This is a genomic window from Bacteroidia bacterium (assembly GCA_040880525.1).
Taxonomy (GTDB): domain Bacteria; phylum Bacteroidota; class Bacteroidia; order CAILMK01; family JBBDIG01; genus JBBDIG01.
In genome coordinates this window covers 119,068-145,448 of record JBBDIG010000021.1, presented here as the reverse complement: position 1 = coordinate 145,448, position 26,381 = coordinate 119,068, and the positions used below count along the sequence as shown (strand labels likewise).

Below are 26,381 nucleotides of genomic sequence, written 5' to 3'. Positions count from 1 at the left end.
GTGATAGTTGCCGGTTTTTTTATTACCTAATACGTAAAATTATTCCGAGTTAGGGTTCAAATTATCCTTCTAATGAAATTAAAAAAACAAAACTGGAGGATATATTTTCGCTGCGACTTATGGATTAGCTCAATTACCCAATGGCCCTAGCTATATTTCTAAGTACTACTATGGTCGTTTGGATGAAAACGGTGATACCCTTTGGACCCGACAGCATGGTGATACCGCTAGCACTAATAGGATGCATACAGTAAAGGAATTAGCGGATGGTAGCTTATTGTTTTTAGGTGAGAACTATGATAACGGGAGCTTTTTGGCTGTTGCTTTTAAAACCGACAAAAATGGAAGGGTGATTTGGCAGCGGAACTACCGATACTTTGATGATTTCAGAGTGAATAATTTTTTGCAGAATATTGCTCCTACACCTTTTGGGGGAATCATATTGGTTGGAGATATTGTCAGCAGAGGTACGGTTCCAGGCTTCGATACCACCGGGCTGTGGAGCTGGATAATGCTCACTGATAGTTTCGGCTGCGTACAGCCCGACTGCCAGGATACCACCGTTAAGGTTGGGATAAAGGAAGTGGAGCGCCAAATTGCTTTGCACATTTACCCCAACCCGGCCACTGATGAAGTGATAATTGCCCTGCCTGAGGCAGCAGCATTAAAAGATGTCAGCCTAATCGTTTACAATTCCCTTGGCCAATTGGTATACCGGCAGCGGTCAGCGGGTGCGCAATCCATAATCAACGTAGGCACCTGGAAGCCGGGCCTTTATCTTGTTGAGGCAAGGACGGGTGATACTTTTTCAAGTTACAAGTTGATGGTTGAGTAGCCTTTTAGGCCGGTTGTGCCGGGCTGTATCTACCCAATTCAATTTCTGATAGTGCAGCGGAAATTTGGATAAAATGAGGATATATTTGTCATAATCAATTAAACCAATAATCCATATTTTGAAATGAAAAAGCAATACTATGTAATCCTGGCCTTGCTGGCGTTTGCCACTACGGTGCAGGCGCAATCGTATCAACTGACCGTGAGAACCGCAACCTACACCGAACTGGAATCTCCGACACTCCTCTCTGATGATGATCCCTGGGATGATGATGTTTGGAACATCAGCATGCCTTTCGATTTCCAGTTTTTTGAAGAATCACTTGATCAGATTGTTATAGGTGACGGGTATGTATATTTTACTGCTCTGGGTAGTGACCTAATTGGAATTTTCAGTAATGACTTGCGGGATGCAGGGATAACTAAGAGCAGGTCGCCTGTAGCATATCAGGTGGCAGGTTCATCACCTGATCGAATATTTAAGATCCAATGGAAAAATGCTCATTTTTTTGAAGGTGATAACCGTGATTCAGCGAATTTCCAATTATGGTTGTACGAGCAGCATGGTAAGATCGAAATGCATTATGGTCCCTCTCATGTTGGCCGGGATAGCGCCTATGGGGGATATTTCACATCAGGAGCAGCCGTGTATATGATGGATGTTTCCGGTTCAGTTTTTATTGGACTGACGGCAGACCCCTCAGAACCGGATTTTGAAGATAATTTCCAAAATTATAGCGGCTTGAACGGCCATCCCGAAAATGGAATTGTATATGAGTTTAACTACGGCTGGGCGGCAGTCGTTGCACATGATCTTGAATTGGTATCCAATATTCGCGCATATCCCGTCCCTATGCAGGAAAGCCTCAATCTTGAACTGCCGGGAGCGGGACTAAAGCAGGTTCAGATCCTTGACGCTGCCGGAAGGATCGTGGCAGAAAAATCTACCTACGACAATAACCTTGAAATTTCTGTTTTAAATTATAAAACAGGAGTTTATATTTTGAACGTAACGCAGTCCGGTCAGAAGCATCAATTCAAGCTGGTGAAATAGCAGTTTGGGTATTCCGTCAAATATATTCACTCTATCGGTCGGCATCTCCTTATCTTTCACAGAATCCGCCTTTAAAATCCCATAGCAACTTTTTCAGATGGTTATCGAATTTTGAGGCTATGGCGCAGAATTGGTATCGTGGGCAAAAATTCACCGGAAGTGCTGATGCTCAATCAACCTGCCGGTTGTTGTTTTTAAGGGTCAATTGATTAGATTTGCGCCCTTTTTTAAGTTCTAATTGTCTCACAATAAAATTTGGAGGAAAAGTGACAAAAGCAGAAGTCGTATCTGAAATTTCGGATCGTACCGGAATAGATAAGAAGGAAGTGGAGGAAGTAGTAAACAATTTTTTTCACGTATTGAAGGACTCAATGTCGCAAGGCAATGATGTTTTCTTCAGAGGTTTTGGAAGCTTCATTGTAAAGAGAAGAGCCCGTAAGGTAGCACGGAACATTGCAAAGAATACTTCCCTGATTATTGAACCCCATTACATTCCTGCATTCAAACCGGCAAAATCATTTGCCGAGGATGTGAAGAAAAAGGTGAAGTAAATTTCTTCCCCCTTAACTAAAAAAAGATGAATATGACCAAATCCTCGTGGATCAAAACTGGAACATTAGTATTGATTCTGGGCTTGGTTGCATTCATCTTTTTTATGGGTAAAAACAATCCCCAGTCAATAAATGATGATACTTCCACACTGGTTCCGCCAGGTATGGAGGATGGTCATGATCATGGAGAGATAGAGAATTCTGCGAGTTTTGTGATCGAGGATCATATTGCAGAAGTTCGCTCCTCCCTGGGATCACCCGGAGAGGAGTTGGTCAAGTCAGCCAGTGATATTGAGGAAGTGAATACCCGGTGGGTTGCCTTGGCCGAGGCCTGGGATTCTGCCGGCCACCCCATAATCTCCGGATATTACTACCAAAAGGCGGCAGAAGCCAATTCAACCGAGGAGCTATGGAGCAATGCAGCCAACCAATATTACCTGGCTGAAAAGACCGCTACCGGTGACACTTTTAACGTACTGGTGGATCTTTCTATCCATGCCTATCTCAAGACCCTGTCCATCAATCCTGATAATTTAAATGCAAAGGCTGATCTGGCCGTGGCTTATATTGAAGGGAAGGATGATGTGATGAAAGGAGTTGGATTGCTCAAGGAAATAGAGCAAGTAGACCCTCATAATCAGAAGATGCTCTTTTATTTAGGAGTGTTGTCAATACAGTCGCAGCAATATCCAAAGGCTCTGGAAAGATTTGAAACTTTAGTAACTTTGCAGCCCCAAAATCCATTTCATTATTATTATTTGGGTCAGGTTCATCTGATGATGGACAACGATAAGAAGGCAGTTTCTGCGTTTGGTCAGTACAGGATGCTAATTCAGGATCCTGCATTGAAAAAAGAAGCCGCCCGTATTATAAACTCAATTCAGAATCAATAAAAAGTAATCAATATGCCTTGCGGTAGGAAAAGAAAAAGACACAAGATCGCCACTCATAAGCGTAAGAAGAGACTTAGAAAAAACCGTCATAAGAAGAAGAAATAGTCCTGTTCTTTTTGTCGGGATTACTCTGCTATACAGAAATTCCGGACTGGTAATTTGAGGTGCTCTCTCCTTCTATTCTGCACCTGATGTGTATAACCATTATAAATTCTTAATGATCTTTTGAGCCGGGAACTGGTAATTCAAACTACTTCTCACGGAGCCGACATTGCATTGCTTGAAGAGAAAAAACTTGTAGAACTTCATCATGAAAATGTTGAAGATGAGTTTCTTGTGGGTGATGTATATAAAGGCAGAGTAAGAAAGTTGCTGCCGGGATTAAATGCTGCATTTATTGATATTGGCCATGAAAAGGATGCGTTTCTGCATTACCTCGATATGGGGCCGAATATCAGAACGCAGCAAAAATTCTTTGCTCAGGCGGCTAATGATGCCGGAGTGGAGCTTGCCAATTTTGAGTTTGAACCCGAAATTCAGAAAACCGGCAAAATCACTGATGTCCTGAAACCCGGACTCCCCATCATCGTGCAGATCATGAAGGAGCCTATTTCCACGAAAGGTCCTCGCCTTAGCTCCCAGCTTAGCATTGCCGGAAGATATGTGATCCTCATCCCGTTCGGCAAGTCTATGGCGATCAGCAAAAAGATAAGGAACAAAGAAGAACGAGAGCGGCTGAGAAGATTATTGAACAGTATTCGTCCGGCCAACTTCAGCATCATTGTCCGTACGGTAGCCGAAGGGAAAATGGTGGCAGAACTTGACCGCGATCTGCGCAACCTGGTGGATAAATGGGATTTGCTGATAAAGAATCTTCGGCAGAACAAACCCAAGCTTTTGGGAGAGTTGGATAAAACCGAATCAATTCTGCGTGATCTTCTTAATGATTCATTTCAAAAGGTGCTGGTGGATAATGAGCAGTATTACATACAGGTGAAAGATTATATCCAGCGAATAGCCCCGCAGAAAGAACATATTGTCAAGCTCTTTACCGGGGAAGGCAGCCTTTATAAAAGCTATGGTATTGACAAGCAGATGAAAACGCTTTTCGGAAAGATCGTGAATCTGACCGGGGGCGCATATCTGATCATTGAGCATACCGAAGCTATGCATGTAATTGATGTGAACAGCGGCAGCCGCAGGAGCAATGAAAAAAATCAGGAGGACAATGCCCTGCGTATTAATACAGAGGCAGCGGAGGAAGTAGCAAGACAACTTCGCCTGCGCGATCTTGGCGGCATTATCATCATTGATTTTATTGACATGCGCCAGTTCGAGAACAAAAAGAAGCTGCATGCCCATCTCAAAGAGTTGATGAAGGAAGACAGGGCAAAACATTCGGTGCTCCCAATCTCGAAATTTGGTTTGGTTCAGATCACCCGCCAACGGGTGCGTCCTGAACTTAATATGAATAATGCCCAGACATGCCCCATGTGCAAGGGAACAGGTGAGGCAAATCCCCATATTATGGTGGTGGAAGAAATTGAGAATCGCCTGACCGAAATCATGAAAGAATATAAAGAGCGTTCACTCAGAATAATCGTCAACCCTTTTATCCAGAGCCATCTTACGAAAGGTATGGTATCCTTGCGATGGAAATGGATGTGGAAGTACAAAATCTGGATTGAAGTGGAAGCTGATGAAGCATTCTTCATCACCAAATATCTCCTCCTCACTTCCACAGGAAAGGAGATTGAGGCATAACAGTTTTCTGCACTTCCCTGGCGACCTATCTTTACAGCAGTAAAACCAATAATCATAACATCCTATGAAGAATCTACTCTTGGCCGGAGCAATTGCAGCGGCTATGCTCAGCGCGTGCGTATCACCACGGGTTGTTCAGGATTTGAAAACCGAAAATGCGGCTTTGGACACGAGGCTGGACAGTTGCCGTTCTGCCCTCAGCGACATCAGGACTGACTATGACAGGGCGCTTGTGGATATGGAGGCCCAATCCAATACCATCCGGAAATTGGTGGAGGACACCATTCATCTTAGCCGGGCGCAACGAAGGCTTAATGATTTGTACCAAAGGCTGAATACCACTTATGAGGAACTGATTGACCGGAATAAAACGATCTCTACTGAAAGTATGCAGAAGGCGCAGGAACTGGCCGGAGACCTGCAGAAACTGCAGGCTGAATTGCAGGAGCGCGAGCAGGAATTGACTCAGAAAGAGTTGGCATTGCAGGCGAAAGAAGCAAAAGCCCAGGAACTCGGACAGAATCTTACCATGACCCAAAGTGAACTTATGGAAAAAGTGGAGCGGGTAAATGAACTTGAGCGACTTATCGGGCAAAAGGATTCTGCAAACCAGGCCCTGAGAAAATCCATTGCTGATGCATTATTAAGTTTTCAGGACCAGGGGCTGACGGTAAGTTTGAAGGACGGGAAAGTATATGTGTCGCTTCAGGAAAAACTTCTTTTTGCCAGTGGCCGTTATGAAATTGATAAAAATGGAAAGCAGGCTCTTTTAAAATTGGCTGAAGTGCTGAATACTAAACCCAGTGTGGCTGTTTTGATTGAAGGACATACGGATAATGTACCGATCAGCGCAGGAAGCTGTCTGAAAGACAATTGGGATCTCAGCGTTTTGAGAGCTACCGAGGTGGCACGGGTTCTTACGGAGCAAGGAAATGTTGATCCACAGCGGGTGGTTGCTTCGGGAAGAAGCAAATACGTACCGGTAGATTCCAGCGATTCCGTTGAAGCCCGCAGGAGAAACAGACGTACAGAAATTATCCTTACCCCAAATCTTGATGAGCTTTATCAATTAATTGAAACGAAATGAAACCATCCAAAATGACTGGACTGAGGATTTCAGTTTCAGGCAACGTACAAGGAGTTAATTTCAGAAGTGAAACCCAACGAAAGGCTGAAGAGCTTGAAATACAGGGATACGTAAAAAACCTGGAGAGTGGAAAGGTGGAAATTGAGGCCCAGGGTTCGGATGAGGCAATGCAGAAGTTCCTGGATTGGCTGAAGGTAGGCCCTGCGGCATCCGATGTAGAGGACGTAAAGTCAACACCCGTCCAAATGGGTGATTATTCCGGATTCGAAATAGTCAGGTAAAACGAAAAAGCCTCCGGGAAAGGAGGCTTTTTTATAATTCAGGCACTTGCCGGATGATTAACTTCCGGAGGTTTTCTCTTTCGATACTACTGTTCCTTTGACGAAAATCATTTTATAGGAATCATCCCCTTTCGCATTGGAAGTAACCGTTATATTTTTCATAAAAGCACCCACCTCTTCAGTTTTATTAAACTCTGCTGTTATAAAGCCGCTCTTTCCGGGTAAAATAGCTTCTTTTGTGTAGTTTGCAACTGTGCATGAACAACCTGGTTTCACGTCCAGCAGGATCAGGGGTTTATCTCCGCTGTTGGTGATCCTGAAGGTATATTTTGCCTCGGAATTTTGGATGATCGTTCCGAAATCGTGCGTTTCTTTCTCAAAACTGATCCCGGCCCCTGATTGGGCCCCTAACTGCGACAGACAGAATACAGTAAAAATAATGGCGGTTAAATGCTTCATTCTTTTATCCTCCTTTTGTCATTACCTGGCCACGGAGATAGATCTGATTCCTGGAATTTCCCTTTTCGTTGGTGGTAACGGTTATTGATTTATGAAACCTGCCTGGCCTCCCTTCGGAATCAAAAACAACTTTGATCTTACCTTTTTCGCCAGGCATTACGGGATCCTTGGAATAGGAGGGAGTGGTACAGCCACAGGTTCGTGAAATATCGCTAATCACCAATGGCGCATCTCCCGTGTTGGTGAATTCAAACTCATATTCTGCTTTTTCTCCTTCGTTGATCTGGCCAAAGTTGTGGTTATCCGTTTCCAGGGTCATCACAGGGCCTTGTGCCGCTGCATGGAACGTGACTGCCATGAACAGCAGCAGCATTGAAAGATAGCGTTGCATTCCTGAGTCCATATTAGCTTCCTGGTACTCTTACCGGAGTTTCTTCTGCAGGTTTCGCTGAGCCCTTCCCGGTAACCGTTCCTTTTATAAAAATCACTTTGGTATTGTTCGATTGCGGTTCATTGGTAGTAACCGTGATGGACTTGTGGAAATTCCCTGGGCGTCCTGATGAATTGAAAACTGCGGTAATCGTTCCTGTTTTACCCGGAGCAATGGGTTCCCGCGTCCAGGACGGAGTGGTGCAGCCACATGAAGGCCGTACATTTACGATCATAAGATCTGCATTGCCGGTATTCTTTACTGTAAAAACGTGCTTAGCCTGTGTGCCTTCAGTTATGGTTCCGAAATCGTGGGAATCCTCAGTGTATTCTGCCACGGCCTTTTGCCCGTATACGCTGAAGGACATTGTCATTAAAAGGAGGAGTCCAAGTAAATTTTTCATTTTATATTTTTATTGAGTTTGAATTAACGTACCGGGTTTTGCAAAAAAAAGACCAGCATCCGGTATAAAAATCATTGACCAAAGCTAACGAATAAAGCCATCAGAAGTTGATCATAGAGTCAAACTTTGCAAATCCCTGAATAGTTCCAGGCTGGCATTAGCGAATATATCGTGCCCTTTTCCTTGTTATTTTTCTCATGATAACAATAAGCAGCAGAAATACAGAAAGATAGGAAGCAATTCGACCGATATAATCACCATACTTCACGTAGAAGGTAATATGGTTATTGATCGGCAGATTGGCCCGTAATCCTCCGGGAACCCAGAAACCGGTTTGCTCCATGATATTCCCGCGCGTATCGAAAAAGGCTGAAATGCCGGTATTGGCACTTCTGGCTATGGCCTTTCGCGTTTCTACGGCCCGCAGTGATGCATAGTGCAGATGTTGCTTGTATCCATCGCTGTTGCCCCACCAGCCATCATTGGTAATGAGCGCAATGATGTTAGCGCCATCTGCGATAAAATCACCGGTATAGTCGCCAAAAATAGATTCGTAGCATATAATCGGGGCTGCCCGAATCGAAGAATCCACAGGGAAAACAATGGCCTTGTCTGAGCGGCCCAGACTGCCGGAAGTACCGCCCAGGTCAATGGCAAAATCCTCCAGGAAACTAAAGACGGCCGGATATGGCATGATCTCAACTCCGGGCACCAGTTTATTTTTATGATAATACTGATATTGTCCGGTGCCATCTATTAACAGGGCAGAATTGAATACGTCATAGTAGTTCGCTGAATTCTGGACTTGCCGGGCGGTGGGTGTCTTTCCTTTGCCTTCCGGATAGATCAGATAAGGAGAAAATCCGGTGATCAGCTTCATTTGCGGATGTTTCTTCAGGAAAGCGATAATCTGCTGCATTGGCTCGGTTTCATTCACCGTGGTAATCTCAGAGTTCCACGGTAATGCTGTCTCAGGCCAAATCAGGAGTTCTGTATCTTTTGTAAGCAACGAATCGCTGATCCTTAGCAGGTTATTCAGTTGCGTGTTCATTGTGCTTCGGTCAAACTTGTCATTGTAAGGATCAACGTTGGGTTGCACTACCACCACTTCTGCAGTGCGAACAGCCGGGAAGGTTTGACGGTAAAGAAACCATGAAAGGATAAACGGAGCGGTAATGAGCAGCAGAATGAGCAATAGTTCCGGCCAGATGCGAAACATTGGTTTATGCTTTTCGCGTCCCATTGAGTATCGCAGAATAACTTCAAAGATCAGGATGTTGACCAGCAGCACCCATAAACTGCCACCGAGGGCTCCGGTAAATTCATACCACTGCACCCAGTTAGGGTGCATGGCAAATACATTTCCCAGGTTCAGCCACGGCCAGGCAAGGTCCCAGTTCAGGTGCAGATATTCTAAGGAAATCCAAAGGCAAATGAGGGTGAGAAGCGACAAGCGCTGCCCGATATGTTTTTTCGAAACGTGATAGATCAGCACCGGGACAGCCTGTAGTATGCTGTTGCAAAACACCGCCATGATGGCTCCCGGCAGGGACGCCAGGTAAACCCAATAAGTAGTAAGGCCATTCCACACCAAAAAATTCAGGAAAGCGTAAAAGAAAACTACCCAATTCGAATTTCTGTGCGCTGCCTGAAACACCAGATGTTCCATCAGCAAAGTGGGGACAAAAGCAACGAAAATGAGAAAAGCTGCGGAATAGGGCGACCAGGCAAAATAGCCTAATACCCCGCTCACCACCACCAGGATGAGCAATACCAGATGATTAATTTTTTCCTGCGATAACAATTACGAGTTCTCCTTTAATGGGTTTTTCTTCAAAATGAGCGGCAAGTTCAGCCAAAGTTCCATGTATTGTTTCTTCGAATATTTTTGTCAGCTCCCGCGAAACCGATGCCCTTCTTTCTGCACCAAGGACCTCAGCCATTTCCGTCAGGGATTTCAGCAAGCGGTAAGGCGATTCATAGAAGATCATAGTGCGCTGTTCTTCTGCCAATAGCGTAAGCCGTTTCATGCGGCCTTTTTTGTGAGGCAGAAACCCCTCGAAAGTGAAGCTGTGGGCGGGCAATCCGCTATTTACAAGTGCCGGAACAAATGCGGTGGCCCCAGGAAGGCACTCCACCGTAACGCCCTGCCGCAGGCATTCCCGGATCAACAGAAAACCCGGGTCAGATATGGCAGGCGTTCCGGCATCCGTTACCACGGCATACGTTACGTCAGCCTGCAATTCCTCAGCAATTTTCTCGGCTATCTTGTGTTCATTGTGCTGGTGATGAGCCCGCAAAGGAGTGAGGATGCCATAATGGTTGAGGAGCTTTTTTGTGGTTCTTGTATCTTCAGCCAAAATGAGATTCACCTCCTTCAATACCCTCACTGACCGGTACGTCATGTCTTCTAAATTCCCGATAGGCGTGGGCACAGCTATTAATTTTCCCATTTCGCGTGTGCTGGTTGGCTGCTGCAAAAGTAACCCATGCAGACAGGAAGGGTGAATCCATTGGATTTTTCAGAAAAAATGCGCTATTTGATGCCGCATTCAAATAAGCCAGCTTTGTTCTTCAATAAATTCAAATACCCAACCCGTTGAAAATCTTCATTATATTCCTCATTTTCATTTCCCTGGGCGCTTCCCTCCATGCGGCTGAAATTTTTGGACGCGTTACTGACACGCTGGGGGAACCGCTTGCGTTTGCCAATATTTATGTGAAAGGCACCACCACCGGCACAAGCACCAATGTTGAAGGCTACTACCACCTGGAATTGCCGGCAGGAACGCACCAGGTCATATTTCAGTATTTGGGATATAAAGTAAAAACACTTGATATCCGGCTCAGTTCTGAAGAAAAGAAGCGGCAGGATGTAATACTTGAGGAGCGCTTTCTTGGATTGCAGGAGGTCGTGATATCAGACGGAGAAGATCCGGCTTACCGGGTAATCAGGGCGGCTATTGCAAGCCGCAAAGAGCATCTGAAAGCCATACCCTCTTATAACAACGAAATATACAGCAAGGCAATCATTAAAATGCGGGGTGTTCCGGGAGTGGATTCAGCAGAACTGGATACCATGTTCAACGAACGGAATATGTTCTACCAGGGAATCCTGTACTTTTCTGAAAGCGTTTCCACCGGAATTTGCAAACAGGGGCAAGCCTGCCGTAAAATTGTACATTCCTCTAGGGTAAGCGGAGAATCGGGTGGGCTGAGCCTGAATTTTATTTTTGAAGACCCCTTTAACTTTTATGAAAATAATGTGGAGATAAGGCAGCTAACCCAGCGGGGGATCATTTCACCCGTTGCGGCTACTGCGCTCTTTTTTTATGACTACCGGCTGGAGGAAGCTTATATCGAGAATGATCTGCTGATCAATAAAATTGAGGTGATCCCAAAGCGCCCGAATGATCCGGTTTTTCATGGATATATTCATATAGTGGAAGACGACTGGCGAATTTATAGCACGGATCTGACCATTACCGGCAAAAATGGAATTCGATTGCTGGACACAGTGCGCATCCGGCAAACCTACCTTCCTGTTAATGATTCATTGTGGATGGTTTTCAATCAAAACTTTTATTTTAGTTTTAATTTATTTGGATTTAGTGCTGCCGGTAACTTCCTTGGCGTATACAGTGATTATCAGATTAGTGCGGTGAATGATGAATCATCCTCAAGAGAAATACTGAAGGTGGAACCCGGTGCCTCTGCAAAGGATTCTGTTTATTGGAAAGAAATCAGGCCGGTGCCGCTCTCGGAGGAGGAATTGCTCGATTATCGCATAAAAGATAGCATTGAAACAGTACATGAGTCAAAGGAGTACAAGGACTCTGTTGATAGAGAGAGAAACAAACTTACAATCGGGGAAATATTTTTATCCGGCTATACATATTCCAATTCGTACAAAGAAAATAGTCACTACATAGCGCCTCTTTTATACTCCGTTAACTTCAATACAGTAGAAGGGCTGAATATCAACTTATCCTACAGGTTCACACAGAATTATGAAACAAGTGTACCGCTGAAGCTTAATTTTTTTACCCGTTATGGTTTTAGCAACGGCCATTTAAACGGAGGCGGAGAATACCAAAAGGGAATGTGGCGCTTTGCTGCCGGGCGGGATGTAAAGCAATTTGACGAGAATGGTCCTGTTTTGCCCTTGATAAATACTTTTTCTTCGCTCCTTCACAAAGAAAATCTCATGAAGATTTTTGAAAAGGCCTATGCAGAAGCGGAGTGGAAGGAGGAAATATGGAATGGGATCACACCGCAGTTGGAGGTGAGCTATGCCCATAGAAATCAATTGTTTAACACAACAGGGTTTTCATTTAATAAAGATGAAAATAAACTTTACGCTGATAATATTCCGGACTATCCTGAACCGGTAAAGACAGGAGACAGCAGGATATTTAAAATTGAGACCGGTCTGCAAATAGCGATAGCGCCTTATTACGTCACCATCGGTGATAAAAAGCTAAGCCTCGGCAGCAAATGGCCGGTGCTGCAACTAAAATATGAGAAAGCGATTCCCGGGATTGCAGGCAGCCATGCGGACTTCGATTTTATTGAATTGGGAATCAGCGATGAGATGGACCTGAAGCTGCTGGGCACTAGTTCCTTTGACGTGAGAGCCGGCAAGTTCATGAACCGGAAAAACATGTATTTCCAGGATTACCGTCATTTCTTTGGGAATGAGATCGGGCTGTCGCTTGGCGGGCTGAATGAATTCCTTTTGCTTCCTTACTATGAGTATAGTACGGATGAAGAATTTTTGGAGGCGCATTGGGAGCATAACTTTGAAGGTTTTTTCTTTAATAAAATACCCCTCATTCGTAAGCTGAAGTGGCAATTGGTGGCAGGTGGGAAAACTCTGTTAACGGCAGAGCAAAAACCCTATTATGAACTGGTCTTTGGAATTGACAATCTTATAAATTTTAAAGGCGTGAGTCTGATAAGGTTGGATTTTGTGCTGAACTTCAGGCATTTATCAAAACCCGGCTTCGGTTACATTCTCCGCATGGGCAAGAGTTTCCAACCCAATAACGGAGGAGGTATTTCGATTCAATTGTAGTTGCAGCGGATTCTGTAAAAATAATACCCGGCCTGCACTGCTCGAATAGAAGTCGTCACAAACAAAAATTACCTGAAATAGAAAAAATATCTTTTAATTTGTAAAAATATATTTTCCTTGATTAAACGATTTTTTAAAAATATAGGAGTGCTGGCACTTGCGCTTTCATTAGCGCTGGTTTTAGGAGAATTATTGCTTCGGCTTGTGGTTCCTGACAGTCCGAAGAACTATATCTGGCCGCCTAAGCTGCAACAAATATTTAAACCATCGGAAGGAATAATGCCGGGTATAAGCGGGCTGGCTTATGTCAGTTTCAACTCGCTTGGTGTACGGGGCAGCGAGCCGGAGAAAGAGGCTATAAAAATGATGACCATTGGTGGCAGCACTACAGAGTGTCTATACCTGGACCAGGAAGAGGCATGGCCACAACTCCTGCAAGAGAAACTCAATGAAAACAGCAGCACTCGCTACTGGGTGGGCAATGCTGGTAAATCAGGCCTTCATTCTGGCCACGTTCGTATGGTGATGGAATATATGCTTCAGGACCCCGATTTCAGAGAAGTGGAAACCCTGCTTGTGCTCTCCGGCATCAATGATCTGATGCGTTTTCTTTCAGACAGCAACCGCTATTTATACCCCGACTATGAAGGAATGATACGCCTCACATTCTCTATAATTAGTTATGATGAAGTGGCGCTTCCATTTTATAAGGAGACCGCCTGGTACCGGGTTTTGCGAAATAGTAAACACAGGTACCGGAGCGGAAATATACAGGATGAGGCTGGCGAGACGTACGAGGGCTGGCGCAGCAACAGGCGGAATGCTTCCCGTATAATTCCGGAACTTCCGGATATGACCACGGCTTTGACCAAATATCACGATAACCTGGAAATGATGGCCGACATGGCTGCACGACATGGACAGGAAATTATATTCCTGACGCAACCAACTCTTTATCATTCTGATATGCCCGACTCACTGAGCCGGCTTCTATGGATGGGAGGGAAGGGTAATTATCAAAACCACTGTTGTGCTGAATATTACTCGCCAGAGGCATTGGATGATGGAATCCGTCAATTCAATGAAGTGCTTCTGGAAGTTGTGCAGGAAAGGAATTTACCCTATATAGATCTGACTGATTCATTCGTGAAAGGAACAAAGACCTTTTATGATGATTGCCATTTTAATGAATCCGGAAGCAGACAAATGGCTGATTTACTTCACCAGTATTTTATCGAGAGGAACAGTATTTTGGCAGCGCAGTAGTACAATCAGCAATTGACAATAGGCAATAAAGGATTGGCCTTCTACGGTTTATGATAATAAGAAAATCGCATGGTGGCGATTTAGAGGACCCTTAACCTCAAGGTTCCATAATCAATCTTGAGATTCATTCAGGATTTTTCTGTTTTCAATTAATATAATGGCAGAACCTATCATTCTATTTAACCGTCCAAAATTTAAATCCCCGGCATTATTGCAACGTTGCCGGATGCGTTTTTTATATTTAAGCATTGTCTCAAATTCGTAATACCGGATAGTGTCAGAAGGCACAGTAAACGGGGAAGTGGTCCTGATTTCGCAGCAACCCGCAACTTTGCAAGGATTCCCGTGCATTATATATTTTCATTTATATTTTGAATTCGAAGATTTTCAGGCTTGGCACAATTGCAAAACATCGCTTCTCGATTGTGGTGATGGGGGTAATTTTGCTTGCGGTGGCTGGCTTTGCCCGGTGCGATTTCTCTGATGATCCTCAAGAATCAGCAACGGCCATTCAAGGTTCTGAATTCCGGAATCTTGCAGATACGGTGGAATATGTGGGTATGGAAACCTGCCGCAAATGCCATGAAAACGTGTATCAAAGCTACATCCGCACAGGCATGGGCCAAAGTTTTGGAGAGGCTACAAAAGATAGAAGTGCTGCCTCCTTTGAGGATCATGAACCTGTTTATGATGTTCATAGCGATTTGTACTATAAGCCGTGGTGGCAGGGCGATAGCCTTGTGGTGCTGGAATACCGGCTGGAGGGGAAAGATACTGTACATAAGCGCCTTCAACCTGTTGATTTTATTATTGGCTCCGGCCATCATACCAACTCCCACATTTATAGCGTAAATGGCTATTTGTACCAGGCACCATTTACCTGGTATGTGCAGGAGGAACAACTGGATTTACCGCCTGGCTATGAAGATGGACGCAATACGCGATTTAGCCGCGAAATTGGTTTTGAGTGCATGACGTGCCATAATGCCTATCCCAAATTTGACAAGGGTTCAGAAAACCGATTTACGCACATGCCGGATGGCATTGACTGCGAAAGGTGCCACGGCCCAGGCAGCCTCCATGTGCAGGAGAAATTGGAAGGTAAGCTGGTGGACATTACCAATGACACCGACTTCAGCATTGTGAACCCGGCCAAATTACCCCTGGAACTACAGACGGATGTTTGCCAGCGCTGCCATTTGCAGGGAAATGCCGTGCTGAAAGAAGGTAAGGATTTCGATGACTTCCGTCCGGGAATGAAGCTTAGCGATGTAATGGAAGTATTTCTCCCAAAATATGAAGAAACGGAAGATCGCTTCATTATGGCTTCTCATGCTGACAGGATGAAGATGAGCCCTTGCTTCACTGAAACGCAGGAGCATAAAACGCTCCGGCCGCTCAACTGCATTTCCTGCCATAACCCCCATGTCAGCGTGAAAGGCACGAAGCAGCAGCATTTCGTAAATGCCTGCCTCACCTGCCACACTGAGCCGGATGATGAATGCGAAATGCCGTTGCAGCAGCGTATTGTTTCCAATAACAATAATTGTATTTCGTGCCACATGCCGCCTTCCAATACCATTGATATTCCGCATGTCACCATCACCGATCATTTTATCCGCGTTCGGGACGGGAAGGATCCTCTGCCTTCGGTCAGTCCTTCCGATCTGAAAGTCGCAGGTCTGCGCAGTACCCTCAGCCAAAATCCTGATCCTGCTGTTACGGCCCGTGCGTATTTGTTTTATTATGAAAAATTTGAACCCAGGCCATTTTTGTTGGATAGTGCATTCCATTATCTGTCCCCGCTCTCAAAAGAAAGAAACTACGCACTCTGGATTTCTTTTTTGTATTTAAAGAATGAATTTCGAGGATTAATTGAAATGGCTGAAGAAGTGAGACCGGCCGGAGTAGTGAGTGCGTTGACGCATTACCAAACCGGGCAGGCTTATCAGAATTCGGGCATTATTGATAAAGCAAGAAACCACTATCAGGAAGCAGTGGAGAAACAACCCCGGAATCTGGATTATCGTAACAAGTTGGGGACTACCTTGTTAATACTGGGTGATACCGCGCAGGCACGTAAGGAATTTCAATTTGTACTAAAAGAAAATCCTCAAATGGTAATAGCGGCTAATAACTTAGGCTTTATTGAACTGCTGGCGGCCAATGTCAACAAAGCGGAGCAGTTGTTTGACCGGGCGGTTTCCCTGGATCCTGATTATACTACTGCCAGGATCAATAAGCTTAAGGTTTACATTTATCGTGGGCAGATTGAGGAGGCAAAGCGCCTTGCCTTGCAGATACTTGATAAAGAGCCTGCAAATGCAGAAGCCCGCCAGCTCCTTCAACTCATCTCTAATTCACCGGATTAAAATAACTTCCTGAAATTATGGATCAGAGCAATCGAAAATTCTGGTTGTGGTTTGGTGCTTTAGGGCTTTTCCTGGGTGTATGCTTTGGCCTGTACTGGTTCGTAAATTACAGCTATTGGGAGGTTTACCGGCCTTCTATTGTTCAAAGCTCGCAGTATGGCTATCGCTACCTGAATATACCCACCGGTTCCGATTTCAAGTCGGTGGTGAGAATGCTGCGCACCGAAGGCATGATCACGGATACCAACACTTTTAAATGGCTTGCGGAGGATATTGGATACAGATCAAATGTATTCCCGGGCCGGTATAAAATAAGCAAAGGCATCAGTGAAGAAGAGCTTGTGGAATTGCTGCGTTCAGGAATGCAGGAACCCGTGAAACTGCGCATGTATGGAATGCTTGATAAGACAGATCTGGCGAAGTTCTTTGCTGAAAAGCTAGAGGCCGATTCAACTGAACTGCTGGCGCTTCTGGATGATGAGGAATTCCTGGCTGATTATGGACTTACACCGGAAAGTGTGATGAGTATTTTTTTGGGTGGAAAACATGAACTTTACTGGAACAGCGATGCCAGGAAAGTTTTCCGGTATTTCTATGGCCGCTACCGGGAATTCTGGACTCCTGAGCGGCTGGAGCAGGCCGGTAAACTGGATATGACGCCATTTGAAGTTACCGTACTCGCTTCTATTGTACAGGAAGAAAGCTACCGCCAGGATGAATTGGCCTGCATTGCCGGGGTTTATTGTAATCGCCTGGAGAAAGGAATGAAGCTGCAGGCCGATCCTACGCTGAAGTACCTGTTACGTTATCATGATGCGAAAAGAATTTACTACCGGAATTTTAAGATTGAATCACCTTATAATACGTATATGCATAAGGGCCTGCCACCTGGCCCCATCAGCATTCCCAGCCAGCCTGCTATTAACGCGGTTTTGAACCGGGAGGAGCATAATTATCTGTTTTTTTGCGCCCGCGCAGATTTTTCAGGCTATCATAATTTCGCAGTTACCTACGAGCAGCACGCAGCAAATGCTGACCTTTACCACGCTGCTTTAGACGAAAATAATATAGAATAGCCTTGTACTCTTTTGATACTCAGTTGCGGGTGCGGTATAGCGAAACCGACCGCATGGGATACCTCTATTACGGCAACTATGCTACATTTTATGAAGTGGGCCGTGTGGAGGCCATGCGCAGCCTCGGCCTGTCCTACAAAGAACTGGAGGATCAGGGGATTCTTTTGCCGGTGCGCGATCTTCAAAGCCGCTTTTTAAAACCTGCCTATTATGATGAACTTCTCCGGGTACGCACCACTATCCCGGAAATGCCTGGGTTGCGTATCGTTTTTAAATATGAAATCTTCAGGCAGGATGATGAACTGATTAACCTGGGGGAAACCACACTGGTTTTTATTGATGCCGGCACAAAAAGGCCCGTGCTGCCACCTGTACATGTGAAGAAACTTTTTGACCCATATTTTACCTGAACCGGATGAGCAACCTGCACCAGAATATAATGGACAGAAATATTTATTACCGCAGGGTAATAGAGTGGTCCAAGAATACTGTGCTGCCGGGCTTTGCAGGAATTTCCATCTATTATTTTGTCCGCTTTTTCCGCATCCGGCTCGGAAATGAATCCTTGAATATGCGCGCTTCGTCCATCGCGTTTAACTTCTTCCTTGCTATTGTTCCCGGCCTTATTTTCCTGTTTACGTTGTTGCCCTATGTTCCTATTGATAATATGTCAGGAGAGTTGCTGATTTTTCTCAGCGAGTTTCTACCGGAAAGTGCCTATGAAACCATCAGGGATACGCTTGTGGATATTCTTAAAACGCAGCGGGTGGGCCTGCTTTCCTTCGTAATTATACTGGCACTCTACTATTCGCAGAATGGTTTCCACTCTTTGCTTGAGGCTTTTGACAAAAACGATCCCCGTCCATTTTGGAAGAAACGGCTTCTTGCCCTCGGCTTTTCCTTCATTCTTCCTTTCCTGCTTATTTTGGGTATTGCCATTTTAACGGGTACAGAAGCGCTCGTAAAATACCTGCTGCTCGAAGATTACATGATGGATTATGCATTTTCATTTCTATTGCTTGTACTGAAGTGGATGGTGTTTTTTGCAATTATTTTAACAGGAACCACGCTGCTGTATTATTACGGTACACCTCGGATGAAGCGATGGAAAATTTTTATGCCGGGCGCATTCTTCGCCTCGGTCATTATTATGCTCTGTTCAGTAGGCTTCGGGCTTTATGTTGATAATTTCTCGCAATACAACAAACTCTTCGGTTCACTGGGAGCGCTCATTGTGGTGATGGTGCTGCTTTATATCAATGCTGCTGTCCTCGTAATTGGCTATGAGATCAATGACATAATTCTTATTTCCCGTAAGTATGAAAAACTTGCCAAGTAGAAAGCTTCATAGTTTTATCTGCATAAAATATTGGCTCTGGCTGAAATTCATAGCCTTACAGTAATGTGGAATCGATGGCGATAATAGATGCACATCCTGTCCCCTGAAGCATTCGGGGTTATTAGATAATCGACCTGACCAGGTCATTTTCACCTTTGCAAAGTGCCGTACAGCGCCTTACCTTTGCACCGGAGGAATGGCAGAGCGGTCGAATGCGGTGGTCTTGAAAACCATTGTACCGCAAGGTACCGGGGGTTCGAATCCCTCTTCCTCCGCACACAAGAAAAACCCGCTGGTGATTACATCAGCGGGTTTTCTGTTTCGGGCAAATCCAATCCGTCAGATCAGATCATTTTCAGAAATTCATCTTCGCTAAGGATCCTGATCGTTTCCAGCTTCTGGGCCTTATCTAGTTTTGAGCCTGCCTCAGCCCCCGCTACAAGGTAATTCACACGGTTGCTGACAGAACTGCTCACTTTTCCACCCCGCTCCTCTACCATTGCTTTGGCTTCATTGCGGGTAAACCTTTCCAAAGAGCCGGTGAAAACGAATGTGAGATCATGAAACTCACCTTCTTGCGGTTTTTCAGCATCTTCGGGTTTGCAGGTCTCTACGCCCAGTTCTTTTAGCGACCGGATTATTTCCAGGTTCTCAGGGGTATGGAAAAACTCGAATATGCTGGCAGCTACTTTCTGCCCTATATCCTGCAACGAGCTGAGTTTTTCCTCATCCCACTCCTCCAGATCGTTGAGGCACCGGATCTCTGAGGCAAGAGTTCTGGCGGTGGCCTGCCCCACATATCGTATTCCGAGACCGAATATGAGCCGGTGAAGAGGTTGTTGCCTGCTCTCTTCAATTCCCTTCTTAAGTTTTTCCACTGATTTGCTTCCAAACCCTTTCAACCCTTCAATTCCTGCATAATCCATTTTATAGATTCCGGGTATGCTGTCCAGAAGGTTCAGATCAAAGAATCGCTGCACGTTTGCTCCGCCAAATCCTTCAATATCCATCGCATCTTTCGAGATGAAATGTTTTAGTCGCTCCACCACCTGCGCAGGGCAGTTAATATTAACACACCGCCTGGCAACCTCTCCTTCTGGCTTTACAAGTTCCGATTCGCACGAGGGACAAACCGCAGGAAATGAGATTATTTTCTCAGAACCTGTTCTCGCTTCCCGCACTGGTTTTACGATATAGGGAATAACGTCTCCGGCCCGCTCCACCAGCACCATATCCCCAATTCGCACATCCTTTTCAAGAATAAAATCTTCGTTGAACATAGACGCTGACGACACACTCACGCCCCCGATCTCTACCGGGGCAAGTTTGGCTACTGGCGTTACGGCTCCTGTCCGGCCCACCTGGAAGTGTACATCTATAAGTTTGGTGCTTCCCTGCCGCGCCTTGAATTTAAAGGCCATTGCCCAGCGGGGATGGTGCGAGGTAAACCCCAGCTTTTCCTGTAGTGAAAGGTCATTCACCTTTACTACAAGGCCATCCAATTCAAAATCATACTCATCGCGCTTTTCTTGCCACTCGTGGCAATAATGAATTACTTCGTCTATGCCCTTACAAACCTTCATTAGGGAATGAGGCGTTTTGAACCCCATTTTATGCAACAAAGCAATATTGCCGCTGTGGGTGACAAGCTTTGATGGTATCAGACTCATGCCGTTTGCATCCGTTGCATAGCTGATGTGGTAGATAAAAGCGATGAGGCCCCGCTTTGCCACCTGTGCAGCATCCTGCATTCGCAATGCACCCGCAGCCGAGTTTCGCGGATTGGCCAGGGCTGCTAAACCCTCTTTGATCCGCTCTTCATTCATTTTTACGAAAAATGCTTTGGGTATCATTACTTCACCGCGCAATTCCAGTGTAGCCAAATTATACCCCTGTAGGTTTACGGAAAAAGGTATGGTCCTGAGTACTTTGAGATTATTGGTAATTTCCTCTCCTGCTACCCCATCTCCACGGCTGGCGCCCCTTACCAGCTTGCCCTTATTGTAAACGAGCGAAATTCCCGCTCCATCAAATTTGGGCTCCACGCAATATTCCACCTGTTGCTTTCCTGCGGCCTCACGAACCTTCCGGTCAAATTCACGAAGGTCTTCCTCATTGTATGAGTTGTCCAGCGAAAGCATCGGGACGATATGCTCTACCGTGGGAAATTCTTTGGTGAGTCCCTGGGGAATTCGTTGTGTGGGCGAATCAGGGTCCACCAGTTCAGGGTATTCATTTTCTATGCTGCCCAGCAGTTTATAAAGCCGGTCATAGTCATAATCTGAAATCACCGGTTCGGAAGCTATATAATAGCGATAATCGTGATATCCAATGATTCTACGTAGTTGATCTATCGTATTTCCAGCTTCCTGCAAAGAATTCTTCGGTGGAGTTTCCCGGAGGAAATGTTGGGTTTCCTCCAGCAATTTCTGCTCTTGCTCAGGTGTGTACACGGTTTATCCAGGAGTTTGATCAGGGTGTAAAATTAATTCAGATATCAAATCTTTTCATCAGGCAAAATACTATTTTAAGATATATTATGAGGAAATGATAGTATTGCGTGAAAATCTTGCATGTGTTGGTGTCCAATGGTGATTTGATTAAATATGTATTGCAATACCAGGAAGTTTGTGCCATGATTAAATCGTTTAATTAAGAATAAAATACTTTTAAAGCTATTATGAGATTTTCCAACACTATTTTTACGATGGTCTTGATTTTTGCGGCTTCTCTCGCTCATGCAGCTCCTGCATCTGCTACGCTGCCTTCCGGAAAAACTGCCCCGGAAAAAGATTTAGGCGAATGCGGAGCTAAACCGGAACCACTGAAATTGCAGAACTTCAGCATTACCATGAAAAATGACCGGCTGCTGCTGAACTGGCTGACGGAGTTTGAAAACAGCACGAATTATTTTGAGCTTCAACGCTCTGAGGATGGGATCGTTTTCGATTCGGTAGATCTGGTACACGCCAAAGGATCGAGCGATGAACCGGTATCATATAAGTACTACTTGTACGGGCTACAATCAGACGTAGAATATTACCGGCTGAAAATGGTGTTGCATAATGATGCTTCGCAATACAGCCAAATCCTGAAGGTGGAGAAGGGTAAGAAAAAGAAACGGAGTATCCGGGTGCATCCTGTTCCCTTCAAGGATAAATTTAACATCAGTTATAAAAGTGAGGAAGAACAGAATATTGAGATCAGACTTTATAATGAAGCCGGACAGCTTGTTTTCGTTCGGCACGAGTTGGCGGACGAAGGAAGGAACCGCTTTAGTTCTCCCGAACTGTCATCACTTGAAGAAGGAAAGTACAACCTGGTATTGGAAACGAACAATTCAAATGCTTATCAAAAGATACGGAAGGTAAAAAAGTAAAGGAATATTGAACCGGGAGAAAAAGGGGTACTGCATACTTATGAGGCAGTACCCCTTTTCTATTTTATAGCGCGATGAATTTTTCTGCACGAGGTTGTGGTTCTTGCTTCGTGAAAAGGGCTTTACATCTTTTTGGAAAAATATGCCAAAAGTATTTTACCTTTCGGGCAGCTTAATAATGAAGGCCGACATTAACGATATGCAGGAATACCAGGTAGACCTTAGCAACCTCGGGGTGCCGGGAGGCATCTACCTCGTGAGTGTGCAAACGGATGAAGCATCATTTTATCAAAAGATCATTTATAACAGGAGGTAAATATGAAAAAGCTACTGACCTTTACGATAACTCTTTTTGTCGCGCTGCTTATGTTGAGCAGTTGCAAAAAGGTAGAGCCGCCAGAATACACCATCAGCGGCACCATCCTGAAAGCCCCGGACCAACCTGTACCTGTTCCTAAACTACAGTGGGAGGTGGTGGTGCTGGACCCCGAACAAGGGATGGCCGGGAAGATTGAAAGCCTGGGATTCTTTACCCCTGACCAACAGGGCAACTTCTCATTTACCTATAAGCAGACCGATATTGACCGTTCTACTGCCTCCATCGAAATGTATTCAGATGGCCCTGGTTATTTTAAAGTAAGAGAGATACCTGTGAATCAGGAGGTGAATGATACGTTTTACACCCGCGGGCCATCGTGGGGAACATTAAGGATTTATTTGAAACCTCTAAAGCCGTTGGCTGATGATACGTTATTAATAGGTTTTCCAGAACTGGTCAGCGGCAGACTATATATGGAAATGGACACTATTTTCAGCGAGATCAATGGCTTTTGGAGAGAGATGCGTTTTCCTACTCCTTACACTGCCATCCATTATGGTAGGGGATTCTCAGAGTTTTATTTTGATCCTATTGAGCATAATGTCAAATGGTCTAACCATATTTCACCATATATAGATGGTGACCGTGACCCCATTGTCAATGAAGTAACCATTGAATATTAAGTTTTAGCAAAAGGAAGGAACTTCCCCGTTTCTTCCTTTTGCATTTCTAATTTTTCTGCATGAAAAAGCTACTAACCGTCAAGATCGCCCTTTTTGCCGCGCTGCTATTGATGAGCAGTTGCAAAAAAGTAGAGCCGCCAGAATACACCATCAGCGGCACCATCCTGAAAGCCCCGGACCAACCTGTGCCTTTGCCTAAACTACAGTGGGAGGTGGTGGCGCTTGACCCTGGTGCGAGCCGCACGTTTGGGAAAAGGAGTGAATCACTAGGCTTTTTCACGCCTGACCTGCATGGAAACTTTTCCTTCACCTACGAACAGACCAAAGTTGACGGCAGGGAGGCCACCATTGAATTTTGGTCAGATGGCCCTGGTTATTTCAAAGTAAGAGAGATACCCGTAAATCAGGATGTGAAGGATACGTTTTACACTCGGGGTCCTTTCTGGGGAACCTTAAGGATTTATTTGAAGCCTCTAAAGCCGTTGAATGGGGATACTTTATTTTTTGGGTATGGCGTAGAAAAAGGATTTGATATAGTGCTAGAGGTAGACACTATCCTTACGGAATTTGAAGGCCTATGGGGAGAAATGCGGTTCCCTCCCCCTCAAAAAACATTGCATTATGGCCGTGGTTTTAAGGAATTCTATTATGATGACTTATATAACCAATTGAGAAGATCTAAGCAGGTTAATGCTCAAGTAGAAGGTGACCCTATCGTCAATGAAGTAACCATTGAATATTGAATAAAAGCAAAGCAAGAGGCTTATTGAGTTTCTTGCTTTGCTTTTTAATTTTTCTGAATGAAAATTTGGATGGGGAAGAGGTTATAATGAATTTCAATATGATCCTGTTGGTCAAGAATTCCGGAAAATTGAGCATAGAGCTTCCTTTTCTGTAAAGGGTGATCCTGAAGTTACTGAAGTAACCATTGAATATTGAATTGAAGCAAAGCAAGAAACTTCCCCCGTTTCTTGCTTTTGCTTTTAAGTCCTCTTCTAATTTTCTTCAGGCAAAGCCGGATGGCATACTTTAACTTTTGAGGATCATAATCCCGAATAGTTATAACTTTTGAGGATTTAATTCCTGAAAAAGAGTTGAGACTACGATCTATGGAAGTCTTGAGCAAACGCTAAAATGGAGTCCCAGGCAGAACATCCGCCTGCCCAAAACTTTTAGAGAAACCTATAATGCCGAAGTAGCCGGAGTATCGCGGCAAAACTTCAGGGATTTTGTGATTATAAATTCTCCCGCCTAAGTATTTTCAGATCAATCTATCAGAAATTTCTGTTGCAAAGCGCCTGAATCCGTCACTATATCAACAATGTAAATGCCCGAGGAAAGAAGGGGTAAAGGGACAGAAATCTCCATAGCATCAGCATAGAAAGAATCTTTGAATACGGTTTGTCCATTTACATTGTGTAAGCTCATGTTTATCCTTTTCATATTCTTATCCGACCTGATGTGCAGGTGATTTTTTAAAAAGACCAGGTTAATGGCGGAAGGTGTCGCATTCTTGCCAATGGAAGCAGGCGCTTCTATCTCAAAGTTCATGGATGCTTTCTCCTGATTATTTAGGGAATACACTACGCGCCAAGTACCGGAGAGGCTATCGGGCGGACGAGTGATGTATGACCACCAGTAGTAGTACCACCAATCCTGCGCAGCGGGCGTAGAGAAATCAAACCATGAATTCCCTTTTGGGTCGAACCATTCTATCCGGGACGTATCGCCAGCGCGGATGCCATATTGGTGAATCCAAAATGCAATGGTATCATCATGCAAAGAAATTATTGGCGGTTGTGGCGGTCTTTCTCTCAGGGTATCAAGCGTGGGCAGAAAATTGAGCACACCATAATCTATAATTCCAAAGCTGTCAACGTAGGCAAGGGGATTGAACCAATAGGTGCCAGGATTGCCGCACGGCCCGGCAAAAGGATCAATCAGCACCAGAGAATCATAGTATAACTCGAAGTGGAGGTGAGGATCAGTAGAATTTCCTGAGCTTGCTACCTGGCCTATCCGCTGGCCCGGTAACACAAAATCGTCCAACTCCACCAACGCAGATCCTCTTTTCAGGTGCGCGTAATAAGTCTGCAATTTGCCGCTATGGCTAATCCCGATATAATTGCCCAAACCACCAGCATTGGTAACCTTGTTCCGGTCAAAGAGAGAATCTATTACAAAGAACACTTCGCCCGTATCCACAGCCACCACAAACACTCCGGAGTCCATTTGCTTAAAGCTTCGCAAAGTGAAATCCGTACCCTGATGGCCGTCATAAGTTTTGCTGCCGCATTGGTAATCCTTTATGCCCAACGTGTCCCAATCCACATAATTTACAATCACATAGTCCTTCATATACGCTCCCTCAATCGGGAGAACAAATCTGGGGTTTTGCGCAGAGGCTGAGAAGGATGAAATCAGCGCTGTAATGATAGGAATGGCAAACCCGGCAATTCTGAAATTAAGCAATATGGCTGCTTTAAGATTTTTGCTCATGGTGCCAATATGGTTGTAAGCGTGGGACGTCCGATAATATTAGAATTGATACAAGAGATCATACGCTGTGGGTTCCCGAAAGAGAATGTTCTCAGTGCCCGCTATTTCCAATTGCTCTAACCACCCCTCTTCAAATGTGGCGCGGATAATTTGTGTTGATTTATAAAGCTTATTAAAGTCCTTTTTGAGTATGAGGAGTGCCACCGGTTTTTCTTCTCCCGCCTTGCCTTCATAAAAATAGTCCAGCCGCTTTACCGGAGCTGTTTCGTCCTCCTTTATCCGGTAGGAGAGATGATGAAGATTGCTGTTTATAGATTTTTGAAGAGGACGATCCGTAATATAGTAGCTGTTCAGGTATGCAGATTTGTGAATGTTCACCTCCCTGAACAAAGTATCAATCTTTCCAAATTCAGTGGTGTCAAAATGTTTCTGATCCAGTTTGTCCTCGTATCGCAATGTTTTGATCATTTGGGCAGGCGGCTCTTTTCGGTAATGGTCAAAGCTTTTTGAAATGAGGGCATTAATATTCAGTAATGTCCGCTCCTGTGGCTGCACTGGGCTCCGGCAAGAGGTAATTAATACAATGATGAGGTTTAGAATTAGCGCTCGGTTCAT

Annotated in this window: 25 protein-coding genes and 1 tRNA gene; 18 read left to right on the top strand and 8 right to left on the bottom strand. The window is 44.7% G+C overall.

Going from position 1 to position 26,381, the window contains the following annotated elements:
• Positions 1 to 241 precede the first annotated feature (241 nt).
• The 7 genes from WD077_06310 (at position 242) to WD077_06280 (ending at position 6,464) form a co-directional block, all read left to right on the top strand.
• Entirely contained in the window at positions 242 to 835 is a 594-nt protein-coding gene (locus WD077_06310) for a T9SS type A sorting domain-containing protein (protein ID MEX0966831.1), read from the top strand.
• A gap of 123 nt (positions 836 to 958) precedes the next feature.
• Positions 959 to 1,888: a T9SS type A sorting domain-containing protein gene (locus WD077_06305; GenBank protein ID MEX0966830.1), complete on the top strand. Its 930-nt coding sequence runs from the start codon at positions 959 to 961 to the stop codon at positions 1,886 to 1,888.
• 266 nt (positions 1,889 to 2,154) lie between these two features.
• Positions 2,155 to 2,439 (top strand): HU family DNA-binding protein, encoded by a 285-nt coding sequence (locus tag WD077_06300; GenBank protein ID MEX0966829.1) that lies wholly within the window; start codon positions 2,155 to 2,157, stop codon positions 2,437 to 2,439.
• Between the two features lie 32 nt (positions 2,440 to 2,471).
• Positions 2,472 to 3,332, top strand: a complete 861-nt coding sequence (locus WD077_06295; protein MEX0966828.1) for a hypothetical protein — start codon at positions 2,472 to 2,474, stop codon at positions 3,330 to 3,332.
• A gap of 225 nt (positions 3,333 to 3,557) precedes the next feature.
• Positions 3,558 to 5,096, top strand: coding sequence for an Rne/Rng family ribonuclease (locus WD077_06290; GenBank protein MEX0966827.1), 1,539 nt, complete (start codon positions 3,558 to 3,560; stop codon positions 5,094 to 5,096).
• A gap of 64 nt (positions 5,097 to 5,160) precedes the next feature.
• The gene (locus WD077_06285) at positions 5,161 to 6,183 is read left to right on the top strand and encodes an OmpA family protein (GenBank protein ID MEX0966826.1); all 1,023 of its coding nucleotides are present in this window, start codon (positions 5,161 to 5,163) and stop codon (positions 6,181 to 6,183) included.
• Entirely contained in the window at positions 6,180 to 6,464 is a 285-nt protein-coding gene (locus WD077_06280) for an acylphosphatase (protein ID MEX0966825.1), read from the top strand. The genes WD077_06285 and WD077_06280 overlap by 4 nt, the downstream gene beginning before the upstream one ends.
• Before the next feature lie 57 nt (positions 6,465 to 6,521).
• On the opposite strand, the gene WD077_06275 is transcribed toward WD077_06280, so the two are convergent.
• The 5 genes from WD077_06275 to rsmI form a co-directional block, all read right to left on the bottom strand.
• Positions 6,522 to 6,923 (bottom strand): DUF1573 domain-containing protein, encoded by a 402-nt coding sequence (locus tag WD077_06275; GenBank protein ID MEX0966824.1) that lies wholly within the window; start codon positions 6,921 to 6,923, stop codon positions 6,522 to 6,524.
• Positions 6,924 to 6,927: 4 nt separating this feature from the next.
• Entirely contained in the window at positions 6,928 to 7,314 is a 387-nt protein-coding gene (locus tag WD077_06270) for a DUF1573 domain-containing protein (GenBank protein MEX0966823.1), read from the bottom strand.
• Between the two features lie 13 nt (positions 7,315 to 7,327).
• The gene (locus WD077_06265; GenBank protein MEX0966822.1) at positions 7,328 to 7,756 is read right to left on the bottom strand and encodes a DUF1573 domain-containing protein; all 429 of its coding nucleotides are present in this window, start codon (positions 7,754 to 7,756) and stop codon (positions 7,328 to 7,330) included.
• Between the two features lie 157 nt (positions 7,757 to 7,913).
• Entirely contained in the window at positions 7,914 to 9,560 is a 1,647-nt protein-coding gene (gene lnt, locus WD077_06260) for an apolipoprotein N-acyltransferase (GenBank protein ID MEX0966821.1), read from the bottom strand.
• Complete coding sequence (rsmI, locus tag WD077_06255; protein MEX0966820.1) at positions 9,538 to 10,209, bottom strand: 16S rRNA (cytidine(1402)-2'-O)-methyltransferase; 672 nt, start codon at positions 10,207 to 10,209, stop codon at positions 9,538 to 9,540. The genes lnt and rsmI overlap by 23 nt, the downstream gene beginning before the upstream one ends.
• Positions 10,210 to 10,355: 146 nt before the next feature.
• Between rsmI and WD077_06250 the strand changes: the two genes are divergently transcribed.
• The 7 genes from WD077_06250 (at position 10,356) to WD077_06220 (ending at position 19,161) form a co-directional block, all read left to right on the top strand.
• Positions 10,356 to 12,833, top strand: coding sequence for a DUF5686 and carboxypeptidase regulatory-like domain-containing protein (locus tag WD077_06250; GenBank protein MEX0966819.1), 2,478 nt, complete (start codon positions 10,356 to 10,358; stop codon positions 12,831 to 12,833).
• Between the two features lie 117 nt (positions 12,834 to 12,950).
• Positions 12,951 to 14,099 carry a GDSL-type esterase/lipase family protein gene (locus WD077_06245; GenBank protein ID MEX0966818.1) on the top strand — a complete coding sequence of 383 codons (1,149 nt, stop codon included), beginning with the start codon at positions 12,951 to 12,953 and terminating at the stop codon, positions 14,097 to 14,099.
• A 371-nt stretch (positions 14,100 to 14,470) separates the two neighbouring features.
• Positions 14,471 to 16,471, top strand: a complete 2,001-nt coding sequence (locus WD077_06240) for a tetratricopeptide repeat protein (protein MEX0966817.1) — start codon at positions 14,471 to 14,473, stop codon at positions 16,469 to 16,471.
• Between the two features lie 17 nt (positions 16,472 to 16,488).
• Positions 16,489 to 17,547 (top strand): endolytic transglycosylase MltG, encoded by a 1,059-nt coding sequence (gene mltG, locus WD077_06235; protein ID MEX0966816.1) that lies wholly within the window; start codon positions 16,489 to 16,491, stop codon positions 17,545 to 17,547.
• 2 nt (positions 17,548 to 17,549) lie between these two features.
• Entirely contained in the window at positions 17,550 to 17,957 is a 408-nt protein-coding gene (locus tag WD077_06230) for a thioesterase family protein (protein ID MEX0966815.1), read from the top strand.
• Between the two features lie 5 nt (positions 17,958 to 17,962).
• Entirely contained in the window at positions 17,963 to 18,886 is a 924-nt protein-coding gene (locus WD077_06225; GenBank protein MEX0966814.1) for a YihY/virulence factor BrkB family protein, read from the top strand.
• Between the two features lie 190 nt (positions 18,887 to 19,076).
• Positions 19,077 to 19,161, top strand: a tRNA-Ser gene (locus WD077_06220).
• A 69-nt stretch (positions 19,162 to 19,230) separates the two neighbouring features.
• Here the strand turns inward: WD077_06220 and ligA are convergent.
• Positions 19,231 to 21,339, bottom strand: a complete 2,109-nt coding sequence (gene ligA, locus WD077_06215) for an NAD-dependent DNA ligase LigA (protein MEX0966813.1) — start codon at positions 21,337 to 21,339, stop codon at positions 19,231 to 19,233.
• 227 nt (positions 21,340 to 21,566) lie between these two features.
• On the opposite strand from ligA, the gene WD077_06210 reads away from it, so the two are divergent.
• From WD077_06210 to WD077_06195, 4 genes are all read left to right on the top strand, one after another.
• Positions 21,567 to 22,265, top strand: a complete 699-nt coding sequence (locus WD077_06210; GenBank protein ID MEX0966812.1) for a T9SS type A sorting domain-containing protein — start codon at positions 21,567 to 21,569, stop codon at positions 22,263 to 22,265.
• A 142-nt stretch (positions 22,266 to 22,407) separates the two neighbouring features.
• Positions 22,408 to 22,581, top strand: a complete 174-nt coding sequence (locus WD077_06205) for a hypothetical protein (GenBank protein ID MEX0966811.1) — start codon at positions 22,408 to 22,410, stop codon at positions 22,579 to 22,581.
• Between the two features lie 2 nt (positions 22,582 to 22,583).
• On the top strand, positions 22,584 to 23,267 hold the full coding sequence (locus tag WD077_06200) for a hypothetical protein (protein ID MEX0966810.1): 684 nt from the start codon (positions 22,584 to 22,586) through the stop codon (positions 23,265 to 23,267).
• Positions 23,268 to 23,326: 59 nt separating this feature from the next.
• On the top strand, positions 23,327 to 24,010 hold the full coding sequence (locus WD077_06195) for a hypothetical protein (GenBank protein MEX0966809.1): 684 nt from the start codon (positions 23,327 to 23,329) through the stop codon (positions 24,008 to 24,010).
• A gap of 523 nt (positions 24,011 to 24,533) precedes the next feature.
• Here the strand turns inward: WD077_06195 and WD077_06190 are convergent.
• Both WD077_06190 and WD077_06185 read right to left on the bottom strand, forming a co-directional pair.
• Complete coding sequence (locus WD077_06190) at positions 24,534 to 25,766, bottom strand: peptidoglycan DD-metalloendopeptidase family protein (GenBank protein MEX0966808.1); 1,233 nt, start codon at positions 25,764 to 25,766, stop codon at positions 24,534 to 24,536.
• A gap of 39 nt (positions 25,767 to 25,805) precedes the next feature.
• The gene (locus tag WD077_06185; GenBank protein MEX0966807.1) at positions 25,806 to 26,381 is read right to left on the bottom strand and encodes a hypothetical protein; all 576 of its coding nucleotides are present in this window, start codon (positions 26,379 to 26,381) and stop codon (positions 25,806 to 25,808) included.